This is a genomic window from Paenibacillus sp. JQZ6Y-1, from assembly GCF_040719145.1.
Taxonomy (GTDB): domain Bacteria; phylum Bacillota; class Bacilli; order Paenibacillales; family Paenibacillaceae; genus Saccharibacillus; species Saccharibacillus kandeliae.
On the sequence record NZ_JBFDUZ010000002.1, the window covers coordinates 38668 to 61320 of the forward strand.

The window sequence follows — 22653 nt, forward strand, 5'->3', positions numbered from 1 at the left end:
TTGATTGCATCCAATCATCATGCGATTTGCCTGCTTCATGAGAATAGCTATATCCGACCTGTGACGCATTTTCACAATCTACATGCGCACAGGTTTCTTTTTTTCGCTGCATATTGTCGGATGATGGTACAATATATGCAGCCAAACGGGTACATAATCTTACTGTATCTCTCTTCATAAACACGGGTACTCCGCCTGTTTGATTCCCAACATAAAGGAGACTGTAGGCATGACACCATTTGATGTGCGTAATGGATCGTTTGTATGGCACGATGAACCGATAACGATCATTTCTGGAGCAATGCACTATTTTCGAATCGTACCAGAATACTGGGAGGATCGTTTGCTGCGCTTGAAGGCAGCCGGTTTTAACTGTGTGGAAACGTATATTCCTTGGAATCTGCATGAGCCTGCGCCGGGAGCATACAACTTTGATGGTATGGCGGATGTAGGTGCTTATATAGAAATAGCCGCTCGACTGGATTTGTGGGTTATTTTGCGTCCGAGCCCGTATATTTGTGCAGAATGGGAATTTGGCGGATTGCCATCTTGGCTGTTAGCTGATCCAAACATGCGTGTTCGATGCAGCTACCCCGGATATTTGCAGGCAATCGACCGCTATTATGATGAGCTGATTCCACGTCTACTGCCGTATCTATGTACAAATGGAGGACCTGTTCTAGCCGTACAGGTGGAGAATGAATACGGCAGCTATGGTAACGATACCGCTTATCTGAAGTATGTACGCGATGCGTTGATCTCGCGTGGGATAGATGTGCTGCTGTTTACATCCGATGGTCCAGAGCATGAGCTGCTGACTGCGGGTCATGTGGAAGGTACGCTAATGACGGTTAATTTTGGCTCCGAGCCAGAGCAGGCATTTCACAAATTGCGCCAGCATCAGCCGGAGCAACCGTTGATGTGCATGGAGTATTGGAATGGCTGGTTTGATCATTGGGGTGAGGAGCATCATGTGCGTGATGCTGGCAATGTGGGCGATGAATTGCGCCGGATGCTGGAAGCAGGCGCGTCGGTTAACTTTTATATGTTCCATGGTGGGACGAATTTTGGCTTTTATAATGGAGCGAATCATATTCAGACGTATGAGCCAACGATTACAAGCTATGACTATAACGCGCTGCTCAGCGAATCGGGGCAGTTTACTAATAAATATCATCTTGTACGGCAGGTGCTGCACGCTTATCGCGGACTGACACCGCCACCACTGCCAGAGCCTATCAAGTCATATGGATATGGCGAGCTAGAATTTACCGAAAGTGTAGGTCTATTTAGCATATTAGATCTGCTCTGCCCTGAACCGGTGTATTCGCCATATCCACTGACAATGGAGGAGCTGGGGCAAAGCTATGGATTTGTACTATATACGACAACTGTCTCCGGTCCATTGCCGAATACGGAATTGTATATTCAAGAAGTGCGTGATCGTGCACAGGTGTTTGTAGATGGTCGCTATGCTGGTGTCATTGACCGTTCTGATCCAGATGCTCAGTCGCTGAAGCTGGACATCGGAGTACAGGGAGCCAGACTTAGCATTTTGGTAGAAAATATGGGGCGGATCAACTACGGTCCACATCTGCTGGATCGTAAAGGTATTACCGAAGGCGTGCGTTTGGGCAATCAGTTTCTATATGATTGGGTGATCTATTCGTTAGATGGACAATTACCGATAGGAGCGGAGTATGCCGCCATATCGTCACGCAATGCGCTGGATACTATGCTAGAGGCAGAGGGTGAGAAACCTACCTTTTACCGGACGACCTTCGAGGTGTCTCAGCGCCGAGATACGTTTCTTGATATGAAGGGCTGGCAAAAAGGGATCGTATACTTGAATGGCTTCAACTTGGGACGATATTGGAATCGTGGACCACAGCGAACGCTGTATATTCCAGCGCCTCTGCTAGTGGAAGGGACGAATGAGTTGATCATATTAGAGCTGCACGGTTCGCATCGTCATCGTGTGCTGCTCACCGACGAGCCGCTTCTGGGCTAATGTAATGTATGAATGTGATGATTCCTATGCAGGTTAGAATATAGAGAGTCATGAATGATATAGCCAATGAAGATTAGCTGCTATTACACTATACGATATACAAAACGACATGCAAAAAAGCTGCAACGGCATCATGCCATTGCAGCTTTTTATATTCCAGCCAGCGTATTACACGCCTTGTGGAGGTGTTTTTTCGATTACCTTATCAATCAGGCCGTATTCAGCAGCATCAGCAGCACTCATGAAGTAGTCACGGTCTGTATCGCGTTCGATACGTTCCAGCGGTTGACCAGTACGATCTGCCAAGATTTTGTTCAGCTTATCGCGCATTTTCAGAATGCGGCGAGCACGGATTTCGATGTCCGTTGCTTGACCTTGCGCACCACCGAGTGGTTGGTGAATCATTACTTCACTGTTTGGCAGCGCGAAGCGTTTGCCTTTAGCGCCTGCATTCAGCAGGAATGCGCCCATACTTGCAGCCATGCCGACACAGATTGTGGACACGTCCGCTTTGATGAATTGCATTGTATCATAAATAGCCATGCCCGCCGTAATGGAACCGCCTGGGCTGTTAATGTACAGATGAATATCTTTTTCTGGGTCTTCGGCTTCCAGGAACAGCATTTGTGCAATAATCGCGTTTGCCACCATATCATTGACTTCGGAACCGAGGAAAATGATACGATCTTTCAACAAACGGGAATAGATATCATAGGCGCGTTCACCGCGGCTGCTCTGTTCAACGACCATTGGGATATAACTCACTAGAAACCCTCCTTAAAATTACGATCATCGTAAATGTTATGAATATAGTGGAATCATAGTCCAAACAATATAAATAATCAATTGTTCTTACCACATTATAGGGTAGTTCAAACTAAAAGTCAAAGAAAGTCAAACTATCCTCTGCAAAAATGCCTAATTTACCTGAAAATGGGTTAATGAAGAAAAGGGCAGCGTTGCAATGTGCTCCTTTTTCCATGGAACCAGTATCATTAGCCGCATAGTAGTGCTGCTTTACCGGCAGATCATACAAAAATAACCAGCATCTGCTGGTTACGTGAATATCTTCTATATAATAATACAGGCTTAACAATTGTCTGATATAACAGTAGAGGGAATGCAATATGTATAAAGTAGAAAGCAATGGCGCGCCCGCCAAGAATCGAACTTGGATCTCAGGCTTCGGAGGCCTACGTCATATCCATTGGACCACGGGCGCATATGAAACAACAGCAAGACTGATTATAGAATAGATAAGTTTAAAAAGCAAGCAATGACCCTGTGAAAAGTGTAACGTAAACCTGCCATAAATAGTTATCGTCTAGACTTGATTCTAAGCCGGAAATTGGTTAATATAGTAGTGGGACTTAAAAAGTTATGCCGGGACGTTTTGAGTCCATATACCCAGCCTGGTTGAAATGAACCAGATTACACTGAGCGAGATAAGTTGCAGGAGTGGAAAGCATGCGAAAATTACTTGAAATACAGAAGCAGCTTCTGCCCGATCTCACCGACGTACTCAAAAAGCGATATGCCATTTTACATCAGGTCATGCTGACGGGATTGGTCGGACGAAGAGCACTTGCATCGTCTCTGGGCATGACGGAGCGCGTCTTGCGCGCCGAAACCGATTTGCTCAAGTCCCAGGGACTGCTGGAGATCGAGAGCACCGGAATGAAAGTCAGCGAAGCGGGCAGACAACTGCTTGACGAGCTGGAACCTATTATGGAAGAATTGCTGGGACTGTCTGCACTGGAGGAACGCATCCGCGATGCCTACGGGTTGCAGCAGGTGGTCATTGTGCCCGGCGATTGCGACACATCTGCAAGTACCAAGCAACATCTTGGACGGGCAGGCGCAAGGGCGCTGCTCAGTGTGATGCGCGAAGATGATATCGTAGCGGTCACCGGCGGTTTTACATTGGCTGAAGTTGCTGAGCAACTCAGTCCGACACTGCCGGCTCCGCTCAAAAATGCCTGGTTCGTTCCGGCAAGAGGCGGACTTGGCGAAAACATGGAATACCAAGCGAACTCCATCGTATCGACGATGGCGAAGCGGGTTGGCGCGCAGTACCGGCTGCTGCATGTGCCTGATCTGCTGCGCAGAGATGCCTACGAGCTGCTGTACGAGGATGAAAATGTACGTGAGATCGTCGAGTTTATCCGGCGCGCACGCATTATCATTCACGGTATCGGTGATGCCATGGAAATGGTACGCCGTCGCCGCTTGGACCCGCAGCTTGTACAGGAAATCCGCAAAGCGGGTGCCGTCGCCGAATCGTTCGGTCACTATTTTAACGAGCAAGGCGAAACGGTCCACCATATGCTGACCCTTGGGTTGCAGCTGGAGGATATCGCCAATGCAGAGGTAGTGATTGGCATCGCTGGTGGTAAGAGCAAGGCACAGTCCATTCATTCCGTGCTCAAATTTGGTCAGGAAGATATTCTGGTCATCGACGAAGCTGCTGCTAGGGAGATCGTCAAGGAACTGTAGTTTCTTCTATAGAGTAAGAACACAGTACCTTTATCCGGCAGCAGCAGGGAAACATTTCCCGATTATACGTACAACGCACTAGGCGTTTGCAGGGTCAAACGCAATCCTATTCTATCATTATCACTGTCTCGACAGATTCAAGCGAATCTTGTCTTGATTGCATAAATTTCATCAAACTTATTTCTGGGAGGAATTCACTCATGGTTAAAGTTGGTATTAACGGTTTTGGACGTATCGGACGTCTGGCATTCCGTCGTATTCAAGACGTAGCAGGTATCGAAGTTGTAGCAATCAACGATTTGACAGATGCTAAAATGCTGGCACATCTTTTGAAATATGATACTACTCAAGGTAAATTCAACGGTGATGTTGAAGTACACGATGGTTTCTTCAAAGTAAACGGTAAAGAAGTTAAAGTTCTGGCTAACCGTAACCCTGAAGAACTGCCATGGGGCGACCTGGGCGTAGACATCGTTCTGGAATGTACTGGTTTCTTCACAACCAAAGAAAGTGCTGAGCTTCACCTGAAAGCTGGCGCTAAACGTGTTGTTATCTCCGCTCCAGCAACTGGCGACATGAAAACAATCGTTTACAACGTAAACCACGAAATTCTGGATGGTACTGAAACAGTTATCTCCGGCGCATCTTGCACAACAAACTGCCTGGCACCTATGGCAAAAACACTGCAAGACAAATTCGGCGTTGTTGAAGGTCTGATGACAACAATCCACGCTTACACTGGCGACCAAAACACACTGGATGCTCCACATGCGAAAGGTGACTTCCGTCGTGCTCGTGCAGCGGCTGAGAACATCATCCCTAACTCCACTGGTGCTGCGAAAGCAATCGGTCTGGTAATCCCAGAACTGCAAGGCAAACTGGATGGTGGCGCACAACGTGTACCAGTAGCAACTGGTTCCCTGACTGAGCTGGTAACTGTTCTGGAGAAACATGTAACAGTTGACGAAGTAAACGCAGCAATGAAAGAAGCTTCCGATCCAGAAACTTACGGTTACACTGAAGACGAAATCGTATCTTCTGACATTAAAGGTATGACTTTCGGTTCCCTGTTCGATGCGACTCAAACTCGCGTTCTGACAGTTGGCGACAAACAGCTGGTTAAAACGGTAGCTTGGTACGACAACGAAATGTCTTACACAGCTCAACTGGTTCGTACGCTTGAGTTCTTCGCGAACAAAGGCTAATACCAGCCATACGCTGAAATAAATATTAATTCCATAAAGCGGAAACAGATCTTATTTGTTTCCGCTTTTTCTAAGTTACGTGCTGTACATAGTGCAGCCGGTTCCGATTTGGTAAAGCTTAAAATTACGGGCATGGAGGTAAGACAATGAACAAAAAAAGTGTGCGTGATGTAGAAGTAGCTGGCAAAGTAGTATTCGTACGTGTAGATTTCAACGTACCTATGGAAGATGGCAAAATCACGGATGACAAACGTATCCGCGAAACGCTGCCAACCATTAACTACCTGATCGAAAAAGGCGCAAAAGTCCTGCTGGCGAGCCACTTGGGTCGTCCAAAAGGTGAAGTAGTGGAGTCCATGAGACTGACTGCTCCAGCTGAGCGTCTGTCCGAACTGCTGGGCAAACCGGTAGCAAAAGCAGATGAGTCGACTGGTGATGCAGTCAAAGCTCAAATCGCTGAACTGAAAGACGGCGACGTTCTGGTATTGGAAAACGTTCGTTTCCATGCAGGCGAAGAGAAAAACGATCCAGAACTGGCAAAAGCATTCGCTGAGCTGGCTGACCTGTTCGTAAACGACGCATTTGGCGCGGCTCACCGTGCACATGCGTCCACAGAAGGTATCGCGCATCACCTGCCAGCAGTAGCTGGTCTGCTGATGGAGAAAGAACTGGATGTACTGGGTAAAGCCCTGAACAATCCAGAGCGTCCTTTCACAGCAATCGTTGGTGGTTCCAAAGTAAAAGACAAAATCGATGTGATCGACAACCTGCTGAATCTGGCAGACAACGTAATCATCGGTGGCGGTCTGTCCTATACATTCATGAAAGCTCAAGGTCACGAAGTAGGTCAATCCCTGCTGGACGAGAGCAAACTGGATGTAGCACTGGGCTTTATTGAAAAAGCAAAACAACTGGGCAAAAACTTCTACCTGCCAGTAGATATCGTAATCTCCGACGACTTTAGTGCAGATGCAAACACAAAAATCGTTGAAGTTGGCGACATCCCAGCTGATTGGGAAGGCATCGACATCGGTCCCAAAACACGTGAGATCTATGCTGACGTGATCAAAAACTCCAAACTGGTTGTTTGGAACGGACCAATGGGCGTATTCGAAATCGAGCCATTCTCCCACGGTACTCGTGCAGTAGCAGAAGCTTGCGCAACAACAGATGCTTACACTGTTATCGGTGGCGGTGACTCCGCAGCAGCAGCTGAGAAGTTCCACCTGGCTGATAAAATGGACCATATCTCCACAGGCGGCGGTGCTTCCCTGGAGTTCATGGAAGGTAAAGCACTTCCTGGCGTTGTGGCACTTAACGATAAATAAGTTTACAATATAGGCAGTATGGAATAGAAGGAGTGATACAGCAGTGAGAACACCAATCATTGCCGGCAACTGGAAAATGTTTAAAACCGTTCCAGAAGCGAAAGCATTCATCGAAGATATCAAAGGCAAAGCAGAAGTGGAAGGCGTAGAGAGCGTAATCTGTGCACCATTCACCAACCTGCCAGCTCTGGTAGAAGCGGTAAAAGGCACTTCTATCAAAATCGGCGCGCAAAACCTTCACTTTGAAGACAATGGCGCATTCACTGGCGAGATCAGCGGCGTTATGCTGAAAGATCTCGGCGTGGACTATGTAATCATCGGTCACTCCGAGCGTCGTCAATATTTTGGCGAAACCGACGAGATCGTAAACAAAAAAGTACTTGCTGCATTCCGTCATGACCTGACGCCAATCGTCTGCGTAGGCGAAAAGCTGGAAGAGCGCGAAAGCGATCAAACCAAGGATGTATGTAAAGTACAAACCGAAGGCGCATTTGCTGGTCTGAGCGAAGAGCAAGCAAAAGCAACCGTTATCGCTTACGAGCCAATCTGGGCAATCGGAACGGGCAAATCTTCCACTTCCGCTGATGCGAATGAAGTTATTTCCTACATTCGTGGCGTTGTGAAAGACCTGTACAACGAAGAAGTGGCAAACGCAGTTCGTATTCAATACGGCGGTAGCGTGAAGCCTGAGAACGTGAAGGAGTACATGGGACAAAGCGATATTGACGGAGCACTCGTCGGCGGCGCAAGTCTTCAGCCTGAGTCTTACATTCAGCTGGTTGAGGGGGCGAAGTAAATGTCAGTTCCAAAACCGGTAGCATTAATCATCATGGACGGTTTCGGTCTGCGTCCGGAAGTCGAAGGCAACGGTGTTGCTCAGGCGAAAAAACCGAACTATGACCGTTACCTTCAACAATATCCGCATACGACGCTGACAGCTTGCGGCGAAGCCGTAGGTCTGCCAGAAGGTCAAATGGGGAACTCGGAAGTTGGCCACCTGAATATCGGCGCAGGCCGTATCGTATATCAGGATTTGACCCGCATTTCCAAATCGATTCGTGACGGCGAGTACTTCCACAACGAAGCACTGGTCGGCGCATTCGAAAATGCCAAAACAAACGGCAAAAAGCTGCACCTATTCACGCTGCTGTCTGACGGCGGTGTACACAGTCATATCGACCACCTGTTTGCAACGCTAGAAATGGCGAAAAAACATGACTTTCATGATGTGCTGATCCACGTATTCTTGGACGGTCGCGACGTAGCGCCGGACAGTGGTAAAGGCTTCATGGAGCAACTGGTTGAGAAAGTTAACAGCATCGGTGTCGGCAAAATCGCTACCGTACAAGGACGCTATTACGCCATGGACCGCGACAAACGTTGGGATCGTGTCGAAAAAGCATTCCGTGCCATTGCTTACGGCGAAGGTCCTCAATTCAAGGACCCGCTGAGTGTGGTAACTTCTTCCTACAAAGAAGAAGTGTACGATGAGTTTGTTGTACCAGCTGTTATCGTAGATGCTGAGGGTCAACCGACCGGTACGGTAAGCAGTGGAGATTCTGTCATCTTCCTGAACTTCCGTCCTGACCGTGCGATCCAGCTGTCCCAAGCATTTACACAGCACGACTTTGAAGGCTTCGAGCGCGGTGACTATCCGAAGGAGCTGTACTATGTATGTCTTACCACATACAGTGCAACCGTCGTAGGTCATGTTGCTTTTGGACCGAAAAGTCTGGACAATACGCTGGGCGAAGTACTCGTTCAAAACGGTAAAAAGCAATTGCGTATTGCCGAAACTGAGAAATACCCACACGTTACCTTCTTCTTCAGTGGCGGTCGTGATGTAGAACTGGAAGGCGAGACTCGTATTCTGATCAACTCGCCAAAAGTAGCTACCTATGATTTGCAACCAGAGATGAGTGCGCGTGAAGTGGCGGATGCTTGTATCGCCGAGATCGAAGCGGAACGTCAGGATGCGATCATCCTGAACTTTGCCAACCCGGATATGGTTGGTCACTCTGGTAAGCTGGAGCCGACGATCAAAGCCGTTGAGACGACAGACGAATGTGTCGGTCGTGTCGTGGAAGCGATTCTTGCCAAAGGCGGCGTAGCGCTGATTACTGCCGATCATGGTAACGCTGAAACAGAAATCGACGAAGATGGCCGTCCACAAACCTCGCATACAACAAACCCAGTTCCGTTTATCGTAACGGACAAGAATGTTGTACTGCGTGAAGGCGGTATTCTGGGTGATATTGCACCAACGATCCTTGATCTGCTGCAAATTGCAAAACCAGACGAAATGACCGGTACATCGATCATTTCTAGCCGTAAGTAAGCTTTTTCCTATTGAGATGAACGAGGCTGCGACCGGCAGACGCATTAACATGCTCTGCATGTTCCGCTGAAATCGCCTGCTTTGTTGCAGTCATGCGTTCCTATATATAAAGGTACACAGCCATAGTCGCTGTGACCTGATCAAACCTATTTTAAAGGAGACTTTTAAATCATGACGATTATTACTAACGTGTATGGCCGTGAAGTCCTCGACTCCCGCGGTAACCCGACTGTCGAAGTAGAAGTATATCTGGAATCTGGCGTTGTAGCTAGCGCGATCGTACCTTCCGGTGCATCCACTGGTGCTCACGAAGCTGTTGAGCTGCGTGACGGCGACAAATCCCGTTACCTGGGTAAAGGTGTTCTGAAAGCAGTTAGCAACGTAAACGACATTATCGCTCCAGAAGTAATCGGTATGGACGCTGTTGACCAACTGAGCATCGACCGCAAAATGATCGAGCTGGACGGTACTCCAAACAAAGGTAAACTGGGCGCTAACGCGATCCTGGCTGTTTCCATGGCTGTAGCACGCGCTGCTGCTGAAGCTCTGGACCTGCCACTGTACGCTTACCTGGGCGGATTCAACGCAAAACAACTGCCAGTACCAATGATGAACATCATCAACGGTGGTGAGCACGCGGACAACAACGTGGACGTACAAGAGTTCATGGTTATCCCTGCTGGCGCTACATCGTTCAAAGAAGCTCTGCGTACAGGTGCGGAAATCTTCCACAACCTGAAATCCGTACTGAGCAGCAAAGGCCTGAACACAGCTGTAGGTGACGAGGGTGGTTTCGCTCCTAACTTCACTTCCAACGAAGAAGCACTGAGCTCCATCATCGAAGCAATCGAAAAAGCTGGTTACAAACCCGGTGTTGACGTATTCCTCGGTATGGACGTTGCTTCCACTGAGTTCTACAAAGATGGTAAATACGTACTGGAAGGCGAAGGCAAATCCTTCACTTCTGCTGAGTTCGTAGACCTGCTGGCTTCATGGGTAGAAAAATACCCAATCATCAGCATCGAAGATGGTTGCTCTGAAGATGACTGGGAAGGTTGGAAACTGCTGACCGACAAACTGGGCAGCAAAGTACAACTGGTTGGTGACGATCTGTTCGTAACGAACACTGAGCGTCTGGGTCGCGGTATCGAAGAAGGTATCGGTAACTCCATCCTGATCAAAGTAAACCAAATCGGTACGCTGACTGAAACATTCGAAGCGATCGAAATGGCGAAACGCGCTGGTTACACAGCTGTTGTCTCCCACCGTTCCGGTGAGTCCGAAGACAGCACAATCGCTGACATCGCGGTTGCTACCAACGCTGGTCAAATCAAAACAGGTGCACCTTCCCGTACCGACCGTATTGCAAAATACAACCAACTGCTTCGCATCGAAGACCGTCTGGGCGAACTGGCTCAATACCACGGCCTGAAATCCTTCTACAACCTGACTGAGCACCGTGGTCTGACGAAGTAATTTCGGATTCTTCGGAAGTAGAATAACGATAAATCATCGCACGAAATAAAGGGTTTGCAGACAATTGCTTATGGTGCTTGCCTGCGATGCCATCCCTATTTTGGTGAGATCAAGTCATACCCGGTAACGCGTCATGATAGACTGCGATACAAAGAGGTCATCCATTCTTTTCCTACTTTCCTTGCACTCCATAGAATGGATGCGCGTTGCCGATAAGAGAATGGGTTCCGCAGAGAGCGTAGGGCAGGACGAACCTTAACCTAGCATCGGTTATCGACGAAATGTTCATATCGCGATCCTGTCGGAATATCATTTTTATACAACTATATACATCTGACCTTCACCCGGAGCGCTGAATCCGGCTGTGGAGAGCAGATACAGCTGCACAGCATATTCGTATGCTGCAAGCCATCCGTTTGGGGAATGGGCGTCGCGGCTGACCGTGAACACATCGACAACAACGGCCTGAGCCGCTACTTAGCCGTTACAGCCACCATGTTCCCGGACAGCAGCCATCCGTTTCGACGGATGGCTGTTTTTTTATTTGTATATAAAGCGTCATCAGGAAATCGTTGCTATCTGCTTGCCGAATATGATAAACTATAAATGCTGTTTCTATAGAGTGATATGGTTGGATAACCTGTACATATACATTTATAGAGGCTCGGCGAATCCTTCAAGGAGGTGGAAATTATGCAATTAACTTTGCAGATCCTGCTTACTATTATCTCGGTTGCTCTGATTATCGTTGTACTGCTGCAAAAAGGTAAAAGTGCTGGTCTTTCCGGTGCCATCTCCGGCGGCGCTGAGCATCTTTTTGGCAAAACCAAAGCACGCGGCATGGACCTCGTCCTGCAACGCACCACAGCCGGCCTAGGAGCCGCATTCTTCATCCTTGCCATCCTGGTCGCTGTATTCAGATAATAAGACACACCAGCACCACCAACAGCCCTTTCACACGCTATTGCTAGCGGTGAAAGGGCTGTTTTTATATGGATGGCAGCCCAATCCGTTTCCTCCGTTCTGTCATATAAATCAAAAAGCGATACAAAACGCTCAAAACTAAAGTTCATATGATCAAAACCACTAAACAACAGTATAAGATAAGAAGCCGACTACACCACGCAAATCATCTTTACATACTTCCTCTGCTACAGACATAGGCGCGTAGCGCAAGAAACCAGTTTTCACTCCCCCTGTGCATGGTCTTTACACAGGATGCAATCCGCACGTAACGTAGGGAAGGAAATAAGGGAAAAGGACGACTTTGGAGGGGCGAGAATCTACAAGTATCTCCTATTCCATAGATTCTCGCCCCTCCACCGGAGTCCGTTCCCTTATTCCTTCCCGGAGTGCATGCTGCATCCAAATAACCCCCGCAAAAAAACTCGTTTCCCCTCCAGTCTGTTCATATAGAATTCACATACCCCCCGTATAATCAGAACTGTTCCCGAGCTTGTCCATTATTCCCATGTAAGTTGAAGCAAGACCGAAGTCCATGATGTGCAAGACCATTTAGCGGCATATTCGTTCCCCTTAACCAAGGAGAGGGTAACGAGCATGCCGCCCTTTTTTTTGCAGGAATACAGGCAGGGGATTAATTTAGTGTATACTAGGGTATGTGTATACTAAATGAAACATGATCGAAGTGGCTTTCTGAAACGCAGATGTCCGTGCAGATCATGGACAGGTCTGCGTTTTACTCATCCATCACCGACACAGACCAGCGTATAGAGCACATAAAACTAGCAATACATATGAGCCGGATGGGCGTGATCGCTGCTGAAGGTGGGCCGAGGTGAATTCAATGATTACAGAAGAACAATTATTAAACTTTATGCGGGATACCGCTTATAAACCGATGACGTATCAGGAGTTGGAGGAACATTTTCAGATTGAGGATGCTTCGGACTTCAAAGAACTCGTCAAGCTGCTGAACCGACTGGAAGAGTCCGGTGATGTAGTGGTGAACAGCGCCAATCGATATGGCGTACCGGAACGGATGGATCTGGTCAAAGGACGGGTGCAGGCACATGCGAAAGGCTTTGCTTTCCTAATCCCTGAAGACCGTGAGCATGGCGATGTGTATATCCATGCTAATGACCTGAACACCGCCATGAACGGTGATACCGTACTGGTCAAAGTAACGTCTCGCAACGCGTCTGGTGGACGCATGGAAGGCGTCATTGTCCGCGTGCTGGTTCGTAAAAATACCCGCATTGTCGGCGTATTCCAAGGGCTGGACACGTATGGCTTTGTGCTGCCAGATGACAAGCGCATCAACCGCGACATTTTTATTCCGAAGGAGCATTTTAACGGTGCGGTAGATGGCGAGAAGGTCGTTGCTGAGATCGTTAATTATCCCGAAGGACGCGCGGCTGCCGAAGGTCGTGTCATTGAGGTACTCGGACATAAGGATGATCCGGGCGTAGATATTATCTCCATTATCCGCAAGCATCAGCTGCCGGAAGCTTTTCCAGATGAAGTGATGGATGAGGCGCAAGGCGCGCCAGACGAGATTACCGAAGAAGAGATCGTGCAGCAGGGTCGCCGCGATCTGCGTGGCAAGAACATCGTTACGATTGACGGCGAAGATGCGAAGGATCTGGATGATGCGGTCAACGTAGAGCGTCTGGAGAACGGCAATTACCGTCTAGGCGTGCATATCGCCGATGTCGGTTATTACGTGCGTGAAGGCTCCCAGCTGGACAATGAAGCGTACAATCGTGGATGTAGCGTGTATTTGGTTGACCGTGTGATTCCAATGCTGCCACACCGTTTGTCTAACGGTATTTGTAGCTTGAATCCGCAGGTGGATCGTTTGACATTAAGCTGCGAAATGGAATTTGACGCGAATATGAAGGTGGTCAAGCACGACGTCTTCACTAGTGTGATCAAAACCAAAGAGCGAATGACCTACAAAAACGTACGCCGCATTCTGGAGGACGAAGAACCAGAACTGCTGGAGCGTTACGCGCCGCTGATCGACGACTTCAAGCTGATGCGCGAGCTGGCAATGAAGCTGCGCGATAATCGTATCCGCCGTGGCGCGGTCGATTTTGATTTTGAAGAATCCAAAATCTTGCTTGATGAAAACGGCAAACCGGTCGATATCGTCAAACGTGAGCGTTCTATCGCCGAGCAGATTATTGAAGAATTCATGCTGGCAGCGAACGAAACTGTTGCCGAGCATTTCCATTGGCTGAAAGTGCCATTCCTATACCGGATTCACGAAAACCCGGATCAGGAGAAGCTGCAAAACTTCCTCGGATTCGTGCAGAACTTTGGTTATGCGGTGAAAGGTACTGGCAATCTGATCCACCCGCGCGCACTTCAGCAGTTGCTGGACGAAGTGAAGGGTGAAAAAGAAGAGACTGTCATCAGCACCATGATGCTACGGTCGATGAAACAAGCGAAATACTCCGCTGACAGCTCCGGTCACTTTGGTTTGGCTGCGGAATACTATAGTCACTTCACATCGCCAATTCGTCGTTACCCCGATCTGGTCATCCACCGCGTCATTCGCGAAGTAATCGAGAACGGCGGCAACGGACTGACGCCGGATCGTCAAGCATATCTGGAATCTCGTATGCCAGACATTGCCCAGCAATCATCGGAGCGCGAGCGTGTGGCTGTAGATGCGGAACGTGATACCGACCAGCTGAAAAAAGCCGAGTATATGCTCGACAAAGTAGGCGAAGAATTCGAAGGGCTGATCAGCAGCGTAACTGGCTTCGGTATGTTTATCGAGTTGGAAAACACCGTTGAGGGACTGATCCGTCTCGGTATGCTGACTGACGACTATTACCATTTTGACGACAAGCAGATGATCCTGCTGGGCGAGCGTACGTCCCGCGTGTTCCGCATTGGTGACACCGTGACGATTCGCGTAGCTAACGTGAATATGGACGACCATACGATTGACTTTGAACTGACCGATATGCCGAAAAGCAATCGTCGCTCCGACCGTGGAGGACGCAGTGAGAGCGAGCGTCGCGGTGGACGTGGCAGCCGTAGTGGTGGAAATGGCGGTGGTAATGGCGCAGCTAGCGGCGAACGTAAAGGTCGCGGCGGCAGAGGCAAGAACAAAAACGCTAAAAAAGCCGAAGTGTTCGGCAAAGCTGCGAAAAAAGCGAAATCCAAAACAGGCAATGGCAATAGCCCAGCAGCGGGTGGTAACACCAATCCATCAAAAGGCAACAACGCCAACCCATCCACAGCTGTAAACGGTGAAAATAATGGCTCCAGCAAAAATAGACGGAAAAAGGACAAAGGCGTTACCCTGTCTACTCCGGCAAGAAGCGAATCCAGCTCCCGTTCATCTGGATCAGGACGTAGCTTCGCATTCGGCTCTGGCAAAGGCGGCTACAACAGCCCTGAACCCGAGAAAAAGAACAAAGGCAAACGTCGTAAGAAATCTGGCGAAGGTTCGGTAGCACCGACGGCGAACGATACATCCGTATCCGTGAACCCATCCGGTGACGCCAAGCCTAAGCGTAGACGCAAGCCGAAGAAAAAAAATACAGAGAACGAATAAAATAGAGCATATGGGCTGCGGTATGAGATTGATCGGATAGAGTATACCGAGAGGTACAACTAGCCGCCAACTCATCCTCGCAGCCACCCCGTATGGGGGAGCAATGACGGAAGGAGCAATTCCATATGGCGACCAAAAAGAGTGAAAACAAAGTACTCGCCCAGAACAAAAAAGCGTCCCACGATTATTTTATCGAGGACACGTATGAAGCAGGTATGGTACTGACCGGAACCGAGATCAAATCGTTGCGCCGCGCCCGCGCGAACATCAACGATGCCTTTTCCACGATCCGTAACGGCGAAGTATTCCTGCATAACATGCACATTAGCCCGTTTGAGGAAGGCAACCGTAGCAATCCGGCAGACCCAACTCGCACACGTAAGCTGCTGCTGCACAAAGAGCAGATCAGCAAGCTCATCGGCGCATCCAAACGCGACGGCTACACAATCGTGCCGCTAAAAATCTATATCCGTAACGGTTACGCGAAGCTGCTAATCGGTCTGGGTAAAGGTAAGAAGCAGCATGACAAACGCGCCACAGCGGCGAAGCGGGATGCTCAACGTGATATCCAACGTGCATTGCGGGATAATCAAAAGCGTTGATTGCTAGGTATGGATATTGAAGCTTATACCTAACGTTTACAACAAAAGCAGATGATATTGTGAGTGTTGTTAAAGGGATCATATTTTGGGGTAATGGAGATTATCGATGACTGGTAGCTGTCTCTCTTTTACAGCTTGCTGATTGAATGAGCAGAGCGATAGGAGTTGTAAGGCTGCCTTATCTATCGTGGATCAGCTAGTGTAAGCTGGCACTTGCACGTCTATCCATTTGCATCAAAATGTGGTATAATCAAAGTCTGTGAGGAAATGAAATACCGTTGGTTCACACCGATGGGATGAGGACATTTCCCAGTGTAGCCCTTTTTATGGAGGGAAAGGCTGCATCTACAGAACATTTCGGAAGACGAGACTCATGCGCTCGTACCGTATTGATCCAGACCCTTTTTATTAAGGGGGCGTTCTTGGATTCGACGGGGGTAGGTCGGGCATGAGTAGCGGGTAGTGGGGACGCGTCCGCTTTATCAACGCTAAAGCCTATTAAACGGCAAACAACAAACTAACTACGCTTTCGCAGCCTAAGAAACTGTGAAACGTGCTCTCGCCTCGCATCGCCCATGTGCCAGGATGAGGGCCCAACTCTTAGTGGGCTACGCTGTCACATCTCCGCCTGAGGTGTGCTGAATAAGATAATCAGGCTGACCCGAAGGGAATCCGGTTACAGGGAGTCTCTAGGGTGACATCAAATCTGTAACTACACCCGTAGAAGCTTATGTTGCGTTATCTTCGGACAGGGGTTCGACTCCCCTCGCCTCCATTCTAAAAACCCGCTTAAACAGCGGGTTTTTTGCTATGTATCACTTAAGTTGTAGACCAAGTGTAGACGTATCTAACCGAAACTTGTTATTAATGGAAATATGATAGACCACTTGTCTACTTTAAACATTGTTGCGTAGTTAATATTCATTTGACTTCTCTGTAAGAAATGAGAAAATTGGGTATGTAGACAAACTGATTGCAATTAATGTTTTTGAGATTATGAATTACACTAAAAGGAATTAAAAAAATCAATAAAGATGAGGTTAAGATATGGCTACTGAAAAATTAACTTTAATTTGTCCTATAAGAGGAATTTTGAAGGCAACTAAAAAGAGTAAAGATGGGCTGAACCCCACGGAAGAGTACGCACGAGTAGAAGCAATTAAATATCTGATTAAGCAAGGCTATCCAAAAGAAAACTTCAAAATTGAAGCTGTTATAAAAAAATTCGGGAATAGTGGAAGGAATAGTTTTAGGGCTGATTTTATTGTATTAGACAGTCCAGTTTCAACAATTACAGACACCATAGATGAGTTACTTAAACACGCTGTGTTATTATGTGAAGTCAAAAAAAATAATCATAATTATGATTATGTGAAAAACACACAAGTAAAACCAATGTTGGATTTTGCTTCGCAGCAAAAAGCGGTTGGCTTATATTGGGATAATATAGAACAGAGAATATTCTGGCAAGAATGGATTGAGGGGAATAAAGAATATAGGGAAGGTCCACTATCGCTTGTACCAAAATTTGGTTCAAAAATCAATGTAAAACCACTTACTTTAGGCGATACAAAACCAAGCGATTCTTTGATTGAAGTATTTGGACGTATTGAAGATATATTGCATAAGGCTTCCATAGATCCTGAGCAAAGATATGAGGTAATACTTCAACTTATTTTAGCTAAGCTATTCGACGAACATGGGCATTATGGAAACTTATCTCCTTTAGATATTCAAGATTTTACTTTACTTGGGTACAAAGAAGAGGTGGCTCTGGATAAGTTTAACTTGGTCTTGGCACGTGCAGTAACATATTATGAAAAGCATTTACCCAAAAAAATAAATGATAATTTAAATGTTAAGCCTAGTGTGTTAACTGATATATTAAAAATTTTAGCTCCAATTAAATTAACAGCTTCAAAACGAAATGTAGTTCAAACATTCTATATGAAATTTGCTAAGGACTTATATAGATGGGATCTAGCTCAGTTCTTTACCCCCACTACTGTTACTGATTTTATTATTGATGTGTTAAATCCTCAATTTGGAGAGCATATAAAAGATCCTGCTTGTGGGAGTGCTGACTTTCTAACGGCTGCTTTTCACAGAGGAAGAAAGTTTGATCCTAATTATGCTGATAGTATATGGGGAGCCGATAATTCACTTAATGCAGTACAAGTTTCAATACTAAATATGCTCTTAAACGGTGATGGAAAAACTCATATTCTTCATGAGGATTCTCTGGAAACTGTAAATAAGTACAAGGATAAATTTGATATCCTTGTTTGCAACCCACCGTTTGGCACAAGAATTATTGAAAAACGTAAAAGTATACTATCGTTGTTTGATTTAGGACATGAATGGGTTTTAGATCCTAGCAATAATCAATTAAAAAAGTCAGATACAACCTCTAGTAGTCAAGAGGCAGGGATGCTGTTTGTAGAAGTATGTATTAAACAGACTAAGCCTGGAGGGAGAATTGCCATAATACTTCCGAACGGATACTTGGGAAATCGGTCTTTAAAATATCATGTTCTTCGTGAATTTATGTTGAGACACTGTAAAATTGTTTCGATCTGTTCTTTTCCGCGGTTTACATTTAAAACTAGTGGTGCTGATGTAAGTGCGAGTGTTGTATTTTTAGAAAAACGAACAAGTCCATTAATGAATAGCCGGAATGATGATGATTATGAATTTAATGTAGAAATGATACAGAATGTCGGGTGGGAGGTTGGAAACAAGCGGGCAGAACCCGTGTACAAACGTAATGAGGAGGATGGAAGCTTTATTATAAATAACGAGGGTGAAAGGATCATTGATGCTGACTTTGATTTTGCAATAGATGACCTTAGGAACAGTAGCGTTTCTTTACAGTCCCCATGGCTTCTAACTAGTGATACTCATACTGGAGAGGGATGGTCAGTAAGTATCAAAGATGTTCTAAAGGATCAGTCTTTGACATTTGACCCTAAAAGATACTGTTCTAAAATATATACTTTAAGAAAAGAAATTTGCAGTTCCGAATATTTAAAGTTAGGGGAAATAGTTGAGGTTATTCCTCAGCTAAAAAACTCAAAAGGTAACTCCATCTCTATAGACTCAAGAAAAAAATATAAGTATATCGAAATACAAGACATAGGGTACGGTGAATATAGAGGTACGGAGTATAGAGGGTGGGAATTACCAGACAGAGCTAAGCATTTTGCTGAACCGGGTGACTTATATATAGGCTCAATATGGGGAAGTGTATCGAAATGGTGCCTTGTGGGACCTGAAGCTGATAATTATGTAGTTACTAATGGATGCTACAGACTGAGAGTACTTCCTCAAATGAAAGAGTATTTACTTGACCTGATAGTTGCTCTTTCAACTGAACTTTACGCAACACAAATGAGGGCATTTGCTAGAGGATCTGATGGATTAGCTGAAGTGGCTGAGGTTGATCTAAAGGAAGTTTTAATCCCGATAATTTCAGATAGCACAAGACGTAAGCAGATCCAACCTTTCGTTGATAATCTACTGAGAGGGAAGCAAAGCTTGAAGAGTATGATTGAAACTATGGTTGATAACAATGAATTAGATGTTCCGGTTCCTCCAAAGCGTCCAAATCATACAGTATTAGTTTAGTAATTGGAAGTTACTATCTGAAACAGAACAGATATTTTCGTTATTATGGAGACTCTCAGTATTGTTTGAAATCCCAAATATATATTATTCTATTGATACCTACTCGATAGGTATTCCTAACTTAACAAACAAACAAAAATGCTTTGCACTTTGAGGTGCAAAGCATTTTTGTCTGTGAGAAGCTAAAATTAAAATATGGAAGATTGAAGGTATCTATAGTAACATATCGTAATATCATTGGTATCCACGTGTTGAATCATATAATTATTGGAGAAAATCGATATTATAGCTTGGAGGAACACGGACATATGTGTCGTGTTCTTTTGTTTTTATGAAAGGAGGTGAGGAAACTTGATTAAAAGGCCTGTATCAGTAATTGTTGAGACATTAAATGTGGCATCAGGGACATTAGTTGGTGGAGCTACAGGTGCAGCTGTTGGGACGCTTATTTTACCTGGAGCTGGAACTGCGCTAGGCTACATCTTGGGAGCTAGTGCGGGTATTTCGGTTGCCACCAAGTCTAAAAAGTAGGAGAGTGATAAATTGATTAATCGTTGGAAACAGGCACAAAATGCGGCATCTGATGCCATTATTAAGACGTTGGAAAATGGTTTCGACATATTCAAAACAGCAAAAGATTTGCACGAGAAGTACGCAGATGAAAATAGTCGAAGTGAAATTTCCAAATTAAAAGAGAAATAATAGAATAGCCATAAGAGAGTGTCTATATGGAATAGACAACTCTCTTTTTTAGATATTGTTATCAAACAATAGGGGATAGCTATCTATAAGCAGAATGTAGTTCGATAATACCGCATAAAAAGTTGATGTAGCGGTTCATATTACCTATAATTGTATGATGCTGTAGTATTATTACATATTATTCTGAGAGAAATTACAGATAACTTTATTTAGATATATATGCTTCTGAAATTACTTGTTACTCTTGTAACTCATCGACATGTGCCAGCATTACTCTAAGGACATCTAATATCATTTTTTTCTCTTTAATTGAACGATCTATCATAATTTTTTTAAGCTGATTCAAAAATTGGTCATCGTTCGAATCTAATGAATTATTTATTAGGTAATCAACTGTTACGCCAAATTGATCCGTGATTTTTAACAGCGTATCCAGGGACAAAATTCGTTCCCCTCTTTCAATTTGCCCTATATACGCTTCGGATAAATCTATTCTTTCTGCCAGCTTTTCTTGAGTCAGATTAAGTCTTTTTCTTTCTTCACGAATTCTCTTTCCCAAAAGCTCGTAATCCATTTTTGTTTCAGCCCCTCTCAATACAACAGTAGATAAAATGAGGAGGAATCATAACAAACTATAAGCTTTTTTAATGTTTACTATAGGCTTTTAATTTCGTATAATTAGTGCATCTATAGAACTAGATCTTTTAATATCTGTAAGTCTAGTACGCACTGAAACACTATTAATTTATATATTATAGTTTTGACATCTTGCTAGAAGATGATCAGGCTTTTATATGCTGCTTTCTAGCTTTATTCCATTATGTTAGTAAGGAGGACAATCTCATACATAGTAGTGACAGATAGAGAAAACTAAATTATTTAAGAGAATTCTATGGAGGTATTCAATGATTAAGAAAATAGTTTCTCAATTACCAGGCTTCAGAACCAACAAAAGATGGAAGAAGATTGTTTCGATAGTTCTATATGTTGTCATGGTTCTTTTAGCTATTGTGCTCATGGGAATTGGAGATTCGACATTATCGGCGTTGGATGATACCGTCTCAAGGTGGCAGGGCTTTGTCGTATTTGTATTCCTTGTTCTTATTCCGTATATACTTATATCAAATTTAGGGAATATAAGAACTAAACTACCTCTATTTAGTAGCGGCACTGTATTCAAAAAGGTAATGGCATGGATAATGTCTTTATTAATAGTGTTAACAGGATTGTTATCTAGCTGGGCTGCTTTAGACGGTATGCACTCAACTGAATTTATTGCTAAACAAGAGGAGCAACGCAAAGATAAGGCTATTCAAGTAAAAAAAGATAAGGAAGAAAGAGAAGCTGAAAAGCAAGTTGCCCTAGCAAAAGAAGAAAAGATCCAACGTGGATTAGAAGGTAAGGCTACTAAAGAAAAAGCCATAAGTACATTGGACAAACAATTAGAGCAACAGGCAGAGGATGAAAAAACTGTAAGTACAGTGGGAAATCAAACAGAGCAAGAAGAAGTATTATCAGAGCAACAGTCTGTTGAGATAAAGAATACTACTGAAAATGAAGATAACACAGAAAAGGAATCATCCTTTTCTAATTGGTTCAGCAATTTATTTAATTCAGAGCCAGAAGATAGTTATCAGAAAACTATAAAGGAAATCGACAATAGTCTAAAAAAGGAGAAAACTGAGAAGCTTCTGGAGATATATAATTCATCAGAAAACTTAGAAATAAAGAAATACATTGAAGAACGCACGAAAGAAAAATACATTCAGATTTTAAAAGAAAACAAGGATTTATATACTAATTCAAAAATTGATAAGCTGGAGAAGTTATACGGTAAGATAAGTTTTATACATGGTATTACAGGACTCAAAAATAGCAATGTTGGTGTTGTGGTGGATGAGACAAAAAAATAATCAAAGCAAAAAGTGATCTCGAAAAATTCCTAAAGGAAAATCCACGGCTGTTTTATGGTGCTATAAAGGATGAATCTGAAATACAGACAATAAAAGGATATATAGGTTACAGGATTAAGGATGCGGATACCAAGATTGGGGATCTCACAATCTCCACTGGAAATTATTCAGACAGTTATTATATATCTAGCTATTCTTACTCTGAACTATTTGGTTACTCTGCTTCCGAGGAATGGGCAGCTGTTCTGCAATTGAGCGAAGGATCTAATTTATCTGGAGAAGGAATCTATGAAACAAGTGTAGTGCCTAATGGAGTAACTAAACTTGTAGATAATAGAGGATTTGAGAAGGAGTACCCTCGATATCGCGAAGTATCTCAAGCCGATTTTGATAAATACTATCAGATAAAAGATTTGAT

General features: G+C 44.9%; 17 protein-coding genes, 1 tRNA gene and 1 other RNA gene. 16 read left to right on the top strand and 3 right to left on the bottom strand.

Annotated elements, in window-relative coordinates; all coding sequences use genetic code 11:
* The first annotated feature begins 229 nt into the window (after window positions 1–229).
* Window positions 230–2011, top strand: a complete 1782-nt coding sequence (locus ABXR35_RS14010; protein ID WP_367061594.1) for a glycoside hydrolase family 35 protein — start codon at window positions 230–232, stop codon at window positions 2009–2011.
* A gap of 168 nt (window positions 2012–2179) precedes the next feature.
* Here the strand turns inward: ABXR35_RS14010 and clpP are convergent, their stop codons facing one another.
* Together clpP and ABXR35_RS14020 are read right to left on the bottom strand one after the other, a co-directional pair.
* Complete coding sequence (clpP, locus tag ABXR35_RS14015) at window positions 2180–2776, bottom strand: ATP-dependent Clp endopeptidase proteolytic subunit ClpP (RefSeq protein ID WP_367061597.1); 597 nt, start codon at window positions 2774–2776, stop codon at window positions 2180–2182.
* A gap of 382 nt (window positions 2777–3158) precedes the next feature.
* A tRNA-Arg gene (locus ABXR35_RS14020) sits at window positions 3159–3233 on the bottom strand.
* A gap of 245 nt (window positions 3234–3478) precedes the next feature.
* Between ABXR35_RS14020 and ABXR35_RS14025 the strand changes: the two genes are divergently transcribed.
* The 14 genes from ABXR35_RS14025 (at window position 3479) to ABXR35_RS14090 (ending at window position 20322) form a co-directional block, all read left to right on the top strand.
* Entirely contained in the window at window positions 3479–4507 is a 1029-nt protein-coding gene (locus ABXR35_RS14025; RefSeq protein WP_367061599.1) for a sugar-binding transcriptional regulator, read from the top strand.
* A 200-nt stretch (window positions 4508–4707) separates the two neighbouring features.
* Window positions 4708–5712, top strand: a complete 1005-nt coding sequence (gene gap, locus ABXR35_RS14030) for a type I glyceraldehyde-3-phosphate dehydrogenase (protein ID WP_367061602.1) — start codon at window positions 4708–4710, stop codon at window positions 5710–5712.
* A 146-nt stretch (window positions 5713–5858) separates the two neighbouring features.
* Window positions 5859–7040: a phosphoglycerate kinase gene (locus ABXR35_RS14035; protein WP_367061605.1), complete on the top strand. Its 1182-nt coding sequence runs from the start codon at window positions 5859–5861 to the stop codon at window positions 7038–7040.
* A gap of 43 nt (window positions 7041–7083) precedes the next feature.
* Entirely contained in the window at window positions 7084–7836 is a 753-nt protein-coding gene (gene tpiA, locus ABXR35_RS14040; protein ID WP_367061607.1) for a triose-phosphate isomerase, read from the top strand.
* The gene (gene gpmI / locus ABXR35_RS14045; RefSeq protein ID WP_367061610.1) at window positions 7837–9378 is read left to right on the top strand and encodes a 2,3-bisphosphoglycerate-independent phosphoglycerate mutase; all 1542 of its coding nucleotides are present in this window, start codon (window positions 7837–7839) and stop codon (window positions 9376–9378) included.
* Between the two features lie 171 nt (window positions 9379–9549).
* On the top strand, window positions 9550–10854 hold the full coding sequence (eno, locus tag ABXR35_RS14050) for a phosphopyruvate hydratase (protein ID WP_367061612.1): 1305 nt from the start codon (window positions 9550–9552) through the stop codon (window positions 10852–10854).
* A gap of 693 nt (window positions 10855–11547) precedes the next feature.
* A complete protein-coding gene (gene secG / locus ABXR35_RS14055; protein WP_367061615.1) occupies window positions 11548–11778 on the top strand; it encodes a preprotein translocase subunit SecG in 231 nt (76 codons plus the stop codon).
* An 883-nt stretch (window positions 11779–12661) separates the two neighbouring features.
* Window positions 12662–15391 carry a ribonuclease R gene (gene rnr, locus ABXR35_RS14060; protein WP_367062777.1) on the top strand — a complete coding sequence of 910 codons (2730 nt, stop codon included), beginning with the start codon at window positions 12662–12664 and terminating at the stop codon, window positions 15389–15391.
* Window positions 15392–15516: 125 nt separating this feature from the next.
* On the top strand, window positions 15517–15993 hold the full coding sequence (gene smpB / locus ABXR35_RS14065; RefSeq protein ID WP_367061618.1) for an SsrA-binding protein SmpB: 477 nt from the start codon (window positions 15517–15519) through the stop codon (window positions 15991–15993).
* Between the two features lie 412 nt (window positions 15994–16405).
* Window positions 16406–16771, top strand: a transfer-messenger RNA (tmRNA) gene (gene ssrA, locus ABXR35_RS14070).
* A 269-nt stretch (window positions 16772–17040) separates the two neighbouring features.
* Complete coding sequence (locus tag ABXR35_RS14075) at window positions 17041–19620, top strand: HsdM family class I SAM-dependent methyltransferase (RefSeq protein ID WP_367061621.1); 2580 nt, start codon at window positions 17041–17043, stop codon at window positions 19618–19620.
* Window positions 19621–19775: 155 nt separating this feature from the next.
* Window positions 19776–19955, top strand: coding sequence for a JAB domain-containing protein (locus tag ABXR35_RS14080; RefSeq protein ID WP_367061624.1), 180 nt, complete (start codon window positions 19776–19778; stop codon window positions 19953–19955).
* A gap of 16 nt (window positions 19956–19971) precedes the next feature.
* On the top strand, window positions 19972–20151 hold the full coding sequence (locus ABXR35_RS14085; RefSeq protein WP_367061626.1) for a hypothetical protein: 180 nt from the start codon (window positions 19972–19974) through the stop codon (window positions 20149–20151).
* 12 nt (window positions 20152–20163) lie between these two features.
* Window positions 20164–20322: a hypothetical protein gene (locus ABXR35_RS14090; protein WP_315794186.1), complete on the top strand. Its 159-nt coding sequence runs from the start codon at window positions 20164–20166 to the stop codon at window positions 20320–20322.
* Between the two features lie 238 nt (window positions 20323–20560).
* Here the strand turns inward: ABXR35_RS14090 and ABXR35_RS14095 are convergent, their stop codons facing one another.
* Window positions 20561–20896 (bottom strand): helix-turn-helix domain-containing protein, encoded by a 336-nt coding sequence (locus tag ABXR35_RS14095; RefSeq protein WP_367061628.1) that lies wholly within the window; start codon window positions 20894–20896, stop codon window positions 20561–20563.
* 331 nt (window positions 20897–21227) lie between these two features.
* Between ABXR35_RS14095 and ABXR35_RS14100 the strand changes: the two genes are divergently transcribed.
* Window positions 21228–22235, top strand: a complete 1008-nt coding sequence (locus ABXR35_RS14100; RefSeq protein ID WP_367061631.1) for a hypothetical protein — start codon at window positions 21228–21230, stop codon at window positions 22233–22235.
* Window positions 22236–22653 lie beyond the last annotated feature (418 nt).